Source organism: Sphingomonas bacterium, assembly GCF_903643035.1.
Classification (GTDB): domain Bacteria; phylum Pseudomonadota; class Alphaproteobacteria; order Sphingomonadales; family Sphingomonadaceae; genus Sphingomonas.
This window is the reverse complement of record NZ_CAHJWW010000108.1, coordinates 1-9246: the sequence shown is the minus strand read 5'-3', so window position 1 is coordinate 9246 and position 9246 is coordinate 1. Positions and strand designations below refer to the sequence as shown.

The following is a 9246-nucleotide window of genomic DNA, read 5'->3' as shown; positions in this document are numbered from 1 at the left end:
AGCAGCGCGCCGAGCGCGGTCTCGGGCGGGGGCGGCGGCAGGCTGCGCCCGCCAAGCTCCGCGGCCGCGAACCGGCCCGCCAGCAACCCGATGCCGGCGCTCTCGACATAGCCCTCGCATCCCGTGATCTGGCCCGCGAAGCGCAGCGACGGGCGCGACTTCAGCCTGAGCGTCGCGTCGAGCAGCACGGGCGAGCGGATGAAGGTGTTGCGGTGCAGCCCGCCCAGCCTCGCGAACTCGGCGCGCTCGAGTCCGGGGATGGTCCGGAACAGCCGCACCTGTTCGGCATGTTTCAGCTTGGTCTGGAAGCCGACGATGTTCCACAACGTCCCTTGCGCGTTGTCCTGGCGCAGCTGCACCGCGGCATGGGGCCAGCGACCGGTGCGCGGATCGTCCAGCCCCACGCCCTTCATCGGTCCGAAGCGCAGCGTGTCGAGGCCGCGTTCCGCCATGACCTCGATCGGCATGCAGCCGTCGAAATAGGGCGTGTCGCGCTCCCATTCGCGGAACTCGCCCTTCTCGCCCGCCATCAGCCCGGCGTGGAAGGCGGCGTATTGCTCCTTGTCGAGCGGGCAGTTGATGTAGTCGTGCGTGGCGCTCTTGTTCCAGCGCGACTGCATCCACGCGACGCCGAGGTCGATCGAGTCGCGGTGGACGATCGGCGCGATCGCATCGAAGAAGGCCAGCGCGTCGGCGCCGGTCGCCCCGGCGATGCCGGCCGCCAGCGCGGCGCCGGTCAGCGGCCCGGTCGCGACGATCGCCGGCCCCTCGGGCAGGGCGTCGACCCGCTCGCGCACCAGATCGACGTTGGGATGCGCCTCCAGCGCGGCGGTGACGGCGGCGGAGAAGCCGTCGCGGTCGACCGCCAGCGCGGAGCCGGCGGGAACCCGGTGCGCGTCGGCGGTGGCGAGGATCAGCGACCCCAGCGCGCGCATCTCCTGGTGCAGCAGCCCGACCGCGTTGGAGTCGGCATCGTCCGACCGGAGGCTGTTCGAGCAGACGAGTTCCGCCAGATCGTCGGTCTGGTGCGCGGGGGTCGCATGGCCGCCGCCGCGCATCTCCGACAGGCGCACGCGCCGCCCGGCCTGCGCGAGCTGCCAGGCGGCTTCCGATCCGGCGAGTCCGCCGCCGACGATGTGAATGTCGTGGGTCATGGCGCGGCGGATAGCCGATGGCGGACGGCGAGGCGAGCGGCACGCCTCGATAGCGATCAATCGGTGCGACCAACCCATGCGACCAATGGGGTCCCGGTGCGTTCGGCCATTGATCTTGCAGGAGAAACACGATGTTCAGGACCACCATGTTGTCGGCGCTCGCCGTCGCCTCGCTGTGCGTGGCGGGCTCCGCCGGCGCGCAGACGGCGCCGCAGGGCGCGCCGGCTGGCACAGATCCGATGATGATGCCGACGACCGCGCCCGACTACGTCAAGGCGGCGGGCGCCGGCGACAAGTTTGAGATCGATTCGAGCAAGCTCGTCCTCCAGTCGACCAAGGACGCGCAGGTGCGCTCGTTCGCGCACAAGATGATCGCGGATCACACCAAGAGCACCGCGATGGTGAAGGTTGCCGCGCGCAAGGACGGCGTGGCCGTCATGCCGCCGATGCTCAACCCGATGCAGACGCAGATGTTGGACGACATCAGGGCCGCGACCGGCAAGGCGCGCGACGCGGTCTACATGCAGGACCAGGGAACGTCGCACGACGCGTCGCTCCAGGTGCAGCAGAGCTATGCGTCGGGCGGCGACAAGCCCGCGCTGATGGCGACGGCGGCCAAGATCGTGCCGGTGGTGCAGAGCCACATCGACATGCTGAACGCGATGCCGAAGACGGCCGCGATGTAACCGTCGATCGGCCCCGGCCGATGCGAAAGGGGCGGTGGCGCGGGCCGCCGCCCCCTTTCGTTTCCCGCGCGGATCGGTTGATCGTCCCGGCGATCGCCTGGGCGGCGTGGCGTGGCGGTGAAAGTGGTGGCGGGGCCCGTCGGTGCGACGATCCCCCGCCCGCGTCCGACTATCCCGCCACCGGAAGCCTGACCTGCCCGTCGGCGTCGCGTTCCAGCGGGCCATAGGCGATCACCGTCTCAAGCGGCAGCGGCGCGTACAGGTGCGGGAAAGGCTGACCGCCGCGCGACGGCTCCCACCGGAGCGAGTCGCCGAACGAGCCGAGGTCCACCGCCGCGACGTGCAGGGAGCCTTGGCCGGCGAAATGCCTGTCCACCGTCTCTGTCAGCTGGCTGGCCGTGGACAGGTGGATGTACCCGTCCGCTATATCGACGGGCGCGCCCGCGAAGCTGCCGTCGCGCTCCAGCGCCGCCATCTCGTCGGCCGTCAGCACCTTGTACGCGGTATCGCCGTCCGGGCCGCTCATTCGCCGTCCTCCGGCCCGGCCGCCGCGTCGTCGCCGATCGTCGCGCCGGTATCGGGCTCGCGCGCCACGGCGCCGTCCGCCAGCACGATCTCGGCGTCCTCCTCGTTCTCCTCGATCCTCGCCGCGGAGACGACGTGCTCGCCCGCCGCGACGTTGAAGAGGCGCAGCCCCGACGAGCCGCGGCCGATGACGCGCAACGTCGCGAGCGGCATGCGGATCAGCTTGGCCTGGTCGGTGACGAGCATCAGCTCCTGCGCCTTGGTGACGGGGAAGCTCGCCACCACGGGACCGTTGCGGGCGACGCCGTCCCTCACCGACAGGTCGATGTTGGTGATGCCCGATCCACCCCGCCCGGTGCGCCGGTATTCATACGCACTGGACAGCTTGCCGTAACCATTGGCGCATACCGTCAGGATGAACTGCTCCGCGCCGCGCAGCATCTCGAACCGCTCCATCGGCATCTCGGGATCGCCGTCGCGCTCCTTGTAGGGAGCGAAACGCAGGTAATCCTCGCGCTCCTCCTGGCTGGCGCCGACGCCGTGAAGGACGGACAGCGAGATCACCTCGTCCTCCGGCCTCAACATCATGCCGCGCACGCCGGTCGACGTCCGGCTCTGGAACTCGCGCACGTCGTCGGCGGCGAAGCGGATCGCGCGGCCCTGGCGCGTCGCGAGCAGCACGTCGTCGTCCTCGCGCAGCAGCGCGACGCCAATCAGCCGGTCTCCCCTGCCGTCCGGGCCTCCCTCCTCGAACCGCATCGCGAGCTTGCCGTTCGAGGGCACGTTGGTGAACGCGTCCATCGAATTGCGGCGGACGGTGCCGCGCGCGGTGGCGAACATCACATGCTGCGCGGCCCATTCACCCTCATCCTCGGGCAGCGGCAGGACGGTGGAGATCGCCTCGCCCGGCCCCAGCGGCAGCAGGTTGTTCATCGACCGCCCGCGCGTTGTCGGCCCGCCCTCGGGCAGGCGCCACACCTTCATGCGATACACCTTGCCGGCGGTGGAGAAGAACAGCACCGGCGTGTGCGTGCTGGTGACGAACAGCTCGGCGATGCCATCCTCGTCCTTGGTCGCCATGCCGGCGCGGCCCTTGCCGCCGCGCTTCTGAGCGCGGAACATGTCGAGGCTGGTGCGCTTGATGTAGCCGCCGATCGTGACGGTGACGACCATGTCCTCGCGCTCGATCAGGTCCTCGTCCTCGATCCCGTCGGCGGCGGCGGCGATCTCGGTCCGCCTCGGCGTCGCGAACTGTTCGCGCACCGCGACCAGCTCCCCGCGCATCACGGCGTACAGCCTGGCACGGTCGGCGAGAATCGCGAGCAGCTCCCCGATCGAGCCGGCGAGGCCCTTCAGCTCGTCGCCGATCTCGTCGCGTCCGAGCGCGGTGAGCCGATGGAGGCGCAGGTCGAGGATCGCGCGGACCTGGATCTCGGTCAGGCGGTAGTGGTCGCCCGTCACCTCCGCCTCCACCGCCTCGACGAGGCGGATATAGGGCGCGATGTCGGCGATCGGCCAGTCGCGCGCCAGCAGCGCCTCGCGCGCGGCGGCGGGCGAGGGGGAGCCGCGGATGATCCGTACCATCTCGTCGAGGTTGCCGACCGCGACGACGAGGCCGAGCAGGATATGCGCCCGGTCCCGCGCCTTCGCGAGCTCGAACTTGGCGCGCCGCGTGATGACGATCTCGCGGAAGCCGATGAACGCATCGATGATCTCGCGCAGCGCCAGCAGCTCGGGCCGGCCGCCGCGGATCGCCAGCATGTTGGCCGCGAACGACCCTTGCGCCGGCGTGTGCCGCCACAGCTGGTTCAGCACCACGTCGGGCGTCGCGTCGCGCTTCAGGTCGATGACGACGCGCACGCCCTCGCGGTTGCTCTCGTCGCGGATGTCGCTGACGCCCTCGACGCGCTTGTCCTTGGCAGCCTCCGCGATCTTCTCGACCAGCGCGTTCTTGCCCTGCTGGTAGGGGATCTCGGTCAGGACGATCGAGCGACGATCCCCGCGGCCCTGTTCGACGACGTGGCGCGATCGCACGATGATCGACCCGCGCCCGGTCATATAGGCGGATCGGCAGCCGGTGCGGCCAAGGATGATCGCGCCGGTGGGGAAGTCGGGTCCCGGCACGATGCGCAACAGCTCGTCGTCCGACACCGGCGGGTCGCCGGCCACCGACGCGTCCAGCACCGCCAGGCAAGCATCGATCACCTCGCCCAGATTGTGCGGCGGGATATTGGTCGCCATGCCGACCGCGATGCCGCCGGCGCCGTTGACCAGCAGATTGGGGAAGCGCGCGGGCAGCACGGTCGGCTCGCGCTCCGACCCGTCGTAGTTGGGCTGGAAGTCAACGGTGTCCTTGTCGAGGTCGTCGAGCAGGAAGCCGGCGATCCGCGCCAGCCGCGCCTCCGTGTAGCGCATGGCGGCGGCGGGATCGGGATCCATCGAGCCGAAATTGCCCTGCCCGTCTATCAGCGGCGCGCGCATCGCCCAGTCCTGCGTCATTCTCGCGAGGGCTTCGTAGATCGAGGTGTCGCCGTGCGGGTGATATTTGCCGATCACGTCGCCGACGATGCGCGCCGACTTGCGGTACGGCCGGTTGTAGACGAAGCCGCTCTCGCTGGCGGAGAACAGTATTCGCCGGTGTACGGGTTTCAGCCCGTCGCGCACGTCGGGCAACGCGCGGGCGACGATCACGCTCATCGCGTAATCAAGGTAGCTCGTCTTCATCTCCTCGACGATGGAGATCGGGGAAATGTCCGAAGGGTCGGCGAGCATGGTCTCGTCGGTCAAATGGCGGCCTTACAGTGTCGGAATGTTTCTGCACGATAGCCCGGCTGGCCTGCGCTGACCATCGTTTGTTCGCCGGTGGGCCTCAGCCCCGGCACACCTTGCGCTTCGCGTTGGACGGCTTCTTGCAGTTGAAGCTCTGCGTGCCGCCGTTGGTGGTCCGCGCCGTCACCAGCCGTCCGCTGCGCGCCACGACCCTGGTCGGCGTAGGCGACGGCGCCGTCCTTGGATCGCCACCCGCCTGCGCCGCGAGCGGCGTCGTGGCGAGGAGGGTAGTGAGCAGGGCGGCGGCGAGCGGAAAGCGCATGGGAAGGTCCTTTGCTGTGCGCCGCCACAAGGATCAGGGCGCGATCTCGGTTCCGTCCCACCCGAAGAACCGCCCGCTGTCGGGCGGCTTCAGCCCGTCCAGCACATCAAGCAGCTGCACGGCCGCGCGACCCGGATCGAACAGGTCGCGGCCGGGGGACCGGAACGGCGCGGACAGCGCGGTGTCGACGGTGCCGGGGTGGAGCGCGACCACCACCGAGCGGTCGTTGCGCCGCCGCTCCTCCACCGCCAGCGTGCGCACCAGCTGGTTGAGCGCGGCCTTGCTCGCGCGATAGCCGTACCAGCCCCCCAGCCTGTTGTCCGAGATGCTGCCGACCCGCGCGGACAACACCGCGAAGATCGTCCGACCGGTGCGGGGCATGACCGGCAGGAAATGCTTGGCCACCAGCGCCGGCCCGATCGCGTTGACCGCATACTGGCGGGCGAGCCAGACGGGATCGAGGTCGCGGATCGCCTTCTCGGGGCCATGATCGGCGTCGTGGAGCAGCCCGGTAGCGACGATCACCAGGTCGGGCGACCCGGCGCGCGCGGCGGCGGCGGCTATGCTGCCCTCGTCCTCCAGGTCGAGGCGCCCATCGCCCGCGAACGACCGGGCGAGGCCGATGACGGCGCGGTCCTCGTCCGCCAGCGCGCGGGCGAGCGCGGCGCCGATCCCGCCCGACGCTCCTATGATGACGGCGGGAGAAGACCGGGGCGAGGTCATCCGCGCACGAACCGCCAGTGGTCCACGTCGCCGTCGACCTCGCCCGCAAAGGCATAGCCATCGGAATCGAAGCCCTTCATCGCGTCGACGTCGGCGATCCGGTGCTCCGCCATCCAGCGTGCGCAGGCGCCGCGCGCGCGCTTGGCGGCGAAGCTCTCGAAGCGGGGGCCGTCCGGCCCCGCCTGGCGGAAGTCGACCGTGACCACCCGGACGCCCGCCGGCAGCCGCCCCGCGACCGACGCCCAATATTCCCGGCTGGCAAGGTTCAGCACCACGCCCGACCCTTCCGCCGCCAGATCCTCACCCAGAGCGCGCGCGATCCGGTTCCCCCACCAGTCGGTCAGCCTCTTGCGCCGGGGCGCCCAAGCCGTTCCCATCTCCAGCCGGTACGGCCGGATCGCATCGAGCGGGCGCAACAGGCCATAGAGCCCCGACAGCATCCGCAGATGGTCCTGCGCGAAGTCCACCGCCTCGGGCTCCAGCGTCCGCGCCTCCAGCCCGCGATAGACGTCGCCGGCGAAGGCATAGAGGGCGGGCCGCTCCTCGCCGGCCTCGAAGCTGCGGAAACGGTCGGCGTTGAGCGCCGCGAGTTTCGCCGAGATGCCCATCAGCTCGCCCAGCCGCCCCGGCCCCAGCCGCCCGGCTGCAGCGGCCAGCGTCCGCGCCTCGCTCGCGAAGCGCGGACGCGTCGCGTCCACCGGCGGCGGTGCGGAGCGGTAGTCGAGCGTCTTGGCGGGCGAAAGCAAGGCGATCATGACGGTCGGGGTAATCGGCGGCGGCGGGCAGTTCAATGGCGTTCGCGCGCCGCTCCGCTTGAACGGTGGGCGGCAGCGTTTATACGCCTTCCCGATCACCGGGCGGGTCGCGCCCGCCGCCACAGGAGAGTTTTCGCGATGACGCAGTTCCCCAAGATCGCGCTGGCCGCGGCGCTGCTCGCCGGCGTCGGCACGCTCGCGCTGCCGGTCACGGCCGACGCCAAGAAGGACGCCAAGGCGGCAGGCCCCGCCTATTCGCCCGAGTTCATCAAGGCGGCCGGCCCCGCGCAGGCCGCGATCAAGGGAACGGACGTCGCTGCGATGGAGACGGCCGTCTCGGCGGCCGAGGCCGCGGCGAAGACCGACGACGACCGATATGCCGCCGCCCATATGCGTGTGCAGGTGCAGCAGGTCTCGCTCAAGAGCAATCCGCAGGCGGACCAGTCGGTGCTGGCGCCGACGCTCCAGACGCTGGTCGACAATCCCAAGACCCCGCAGGCCGAGAAGAGCCAGTTCTATTTCTTCCTGGGCCAGTTCGCCGACAAGAAGCGCGACTTCCCAGCGGCGTTGCGCGATTACCAGCAGGCGAGCGCACTTGGCTACAACGAGCCGCAGCTGCCGCTCATCATCGCGCAGACCAAGATCTCCGCCGGCGACGTCGCGGGCGGCACCGCCGATTTCGCCAGGGTGGTCGACACGGCGGAAGCCGCCGGCAAGCCGGCGCCCGAAGCCTATTACAGGTTCGCGCTCGCGCAGAACGTCAACACTAGGAACAAGGCGGGATCAGTGGAATGGCTGGGCCGTCTGATCGCCGCCTATCCGACGTCGAAGAACTGGCACGACGTCCTGACCATCTATGGTTTGCAGCAGGGATCGGTCGCGACGCCGGACCGGGGCCAGACCATCGACCTGTTCCGCCTGATGCGCCAGACCAAGTCACTCGACCAGTATGGCTATGAGGAATACGGCGACAAGGTCATAAAGGTCGGCCTGCCCGACGAGGCGAGGACCGTTATCGCCGAGGGGCGTGCGGCGGGCAAGATCCCGGCGGGCAGCGGCAACGCGACGGCGATCGCCGCGGACGCCGCCAAGGGCATCCAGAGCGAGGGGTCGCTCGCGCCGCTCGATGCGCGCGCCCGCTCCGGCGCGACGGGCAGCCTGGCGGCACAGACCGCCGACGCCTATCTCGGCAAGGGCGAGCACGCCAAGGCAATCGAGCTGTACCGGGTGGCGCTCGGCAAGGGCGGCGTGAAGGTGGACGATGTCAACCTTCACCTCGGGATCGCCCTGGCCCTGTCGGGCGACAAGGCCGGCGCGAAGACCGCGTTCGGTGCGGTCAGCGGGCCGATCAATGCCGACATCGCCCATTTCTGGACGCTCTCGCTCGATCATCCCGCGACCGCCTGACGGCGGTCGCCCCGGCCACGCCACCGGGGCGGCCTGCCGCCGGCGGCGCGAAGGCGCGGTCAGTCGTCGGTGACGGGGATGCCCGACAGCGCCTTCGCGGTCCGGATCGTCAGCGATGTCTTGACGCTCGCGACGTTGGGCGCCGGGGTGAGGTGCGTCGTCAATATGTCCTGGAACGTACGCAGATCGTGCGCCACGATCTTCAGGATGAAGTCGATCTCGCCGTTGAGCATATGGCATTCGCGCACTTCCGGGATCGTCGCGACATGCTCCTCGAACGCGGCAAGGTCGCGCTCCGCCTGGCTTTGCAGGCTGACCATCGCGAAGACGGTGATCGGAAAGCCGAGCCGGCCCGCATCCAGCTCGGCATGATAGCCGCGGATCGCGCCTGCCTCCTCCAGCGCACGCACGCGGCGCAGGCACGGCGGAGCCGTCAGCCCCACGCGCTCGGCGAGGTCGACGTTGGTCATCCGCCCGTCGTCCTGCAACAGCGCCATTATCTGCCGGTCGATCCGGTCAAAAGCCATTCCGTGCGCCCCTTCCGACGCCTTTCGACGCCCGCCGGCGTTTTCCACCGGCGTTCGATCGCTGCTATAGGAAGGTGGCGCGCTAACGCAATTGTGCCACTTTGACGCGTATCGAAATGGGCGGTTCCGCCGGCGGTAGGGTCTTGTTAAGGTTTGATTCGGCGCGAAGCTCCGGAGACGCGGTGCGAAGGCTGGCGATGGTGGGGACGAGCGTGCGGTTCGACGACAGCTTGGCGACGGTTCTCGCGGCGGACACGGACAGCGCGTTCGGCGCCGCCTCCGCGTGGCGGCAGCTCGTCGACCTGATCGGCCGCGGCCGCGCCGCGCCGCTTCCCAAGGCGCTGGACCGGCTGCGCTCGATCCGCGACGCGGTGCCGC

General features: G+C 70.0%; 9 protein-coding genes and 1 pseudogene. 3 read left to right on the top strand and 7 right to left on the bottom strand.

What is annotated here, in order from left to right; genetic code table 11:
• A partial coding sequence (trmFO, locus tag HUV01_RS08340) for a methylenetetrahydrofolate--tRNA-(uracil(54)-C(5))-methyltransferase (FADH(2)-oxidizing) TrmFO (protein WP_174297831.1) occupies positions 1-1154 on the bottom strand: 1154 nt, incomplete at its 3' end.
• A gap of 131 nt (positions 1155-1285) precedes the next feature.
• Between trmFO and HUV01_RS08335 the strand changes: the two genes are divergently transcribed.
• Positions 1286-1840 (top strand): DUF4142 domain-containing protein, encoded by a 555-nt coding sequence (locus tag HUV01_RS08335; protein WP_174297830.1) that lies wholly within the window; start codon positions 1286-1288, stop codon positions 1838-1840.
• Between the two features lie 169 nt (positions 1841-2009).
• Here the strand turns inward: HUV01_RS08335 and HUV01_RS08330 are convergent, their stop codons facing one another.
• The 5 genes from HUV01_RS08330 to HUV01_RS08310 form a co-directional block, all read right to left on the bottom strand.
• Positions 2010-2366: a DUF952 domain-containing protein gene (locus tag HUV01_RS08330; RefSeq protein WP_174297829.1), complete on the bottom strand. Its 357-nt coding sequence runs from the start codon at positions 2364-2366 to the stop codon at positions 2010-2012.
• Complete coding sequence (gyrA, locus tag HUV01_RS08325; protein WP_174297828.1) at positions 2363-5152, bottom strand: DNA gyrase subunit A; 2790 nt, start codon at positions 5150-5152, stop codon at positions 2363-2365. The genes HUV01_RS08330 and gyrA overlap by 4 nt, the downstream gene beginning before the upstream one ends.
• 82 nt (positions 5153-5234) lie before the next feature.
• Entirely contained in the window at positions 5235-5456 is a 222-nt protein-coding gene (locus HUV01_RS08320) for a hypothetical protein (protein WP_174297827.1), read from the bottom strand.
• Positions 5457-5489: 33 nt separating this feature from the next.
• Complete coding sequence (locus HUV01_RS08315; protein ID WP_174297826.1) at positions 5490-6179, bottom strand: SDR family NAD(P)-dependent oxidoreductase; 690 nt, start codon at positions 6177-6179, stop codon at positions 5490-5492.
• Positions 6176-6934, bottom strand: a complete 759-nt coding sequence (locus HUV01_RS08310; protein ID WP_174297825.1) for a YaaA family protein — start codon at positions 6932-6934, stop codon at positions 6176-6178. Before HUV01_RS08310 ends, HUV01_RS08315 begins: the two co-directional genes overlap by 4 nt.
• 138 nt (positions 6935-7072) lie before the next feature.
• Between HUV01_RS08310 and HUV01_RS08305 the strand changes: the two genes are divergently transcribed.
• Positions 7073-8341, top strand: coding sequence for a hypothetical protein (locus tag HUV01_RS08305; protein ID WP_174297824.1), 1269 nt, complete (start codon positions 7073-7075; stop codon positions 8339-8341).
• A 59-nt stretch (positions 8342-8400) separates the two neighbouring features.
• Here HUV01_RS08305 and HUV01_RS08300 read toward each other — a convergent pair whose 3' ends face one another.
• Positions 8401-8868 carry an Lrp/AsnC family transcriptional regulator gene (locus HUV01_RS08300; RefSeq protein ID WP_174297823.1) on the bottom strand — a complete coding sequence of 156 codons (468 nt, stop codon included), beginning with the start codon at positions 8866-8868 and terminating at the stop codon, positions 8401-8403.
• 182 nt (positions 8869-9050) lie between these two features.
• Between HUV01_RS08300 and HUV01_RS08295 the strand changes: the two are divergent.
• A pseudogene (locus HUV01_RS08295) lies at positions 9051-9246 on the top strand (hypothetical protein); the annotation flags it as partial.

Bases quoted from the DNA above. Each gene is read 5' to 3' on its own strand.
- HUV01_RS08320 (WP_174297827.1), bottom strand. From the start codon at position 5,456: ATGCGCTTTCCGCTCGCCGCCGCCCTGCTCACTACCCTCCTCGCCACG.
- HUV01_RS08315 (WP_174297826.1), bottom strand. From the start codon at position 6,179: ATGACCTCGCCCCGGTCTTCTCCCGCCGTCATCATAGGAGCGTCGGGC.
- HUV01_RS08305 (WP_174297824.1), top strand. From the start codon at position 7,073: ATGACGCAGTTCCCCAAGATCGCGCTGGCCGCGGCGCTGCTCGCCGGC.
- HUV01_RS08300 (WP_174297823.1), bottom strand. From the start codon at position 8,868: ATGGCTTTTGACCGGATCGACCGGCAGATAATGGCGCTGTTGCAGGAC.
- HUV01_RS08310 (WP_174297825.1), bottom strand. From the start codon at position 6,934: ATGATCGCCTTGCTTTCGCCCGCCAAGACGCTCGACTACCGCTCCGCA.
- HUV01_RS08330 (WP_174297829.1), bottom strand. From the start codon at position 2,366: ATGAGCGGCCCGGACGGCGATACCGCGTACAAGGTGCTGACGGCCGAC.
- HUV01_RS08335 (WP_174297830.1), top strand. From the start codon at position 1,286: ATGTTCAGGACCACCATGTTGTCGGCGCTCGCCGTCGCCTCGCTGTGC.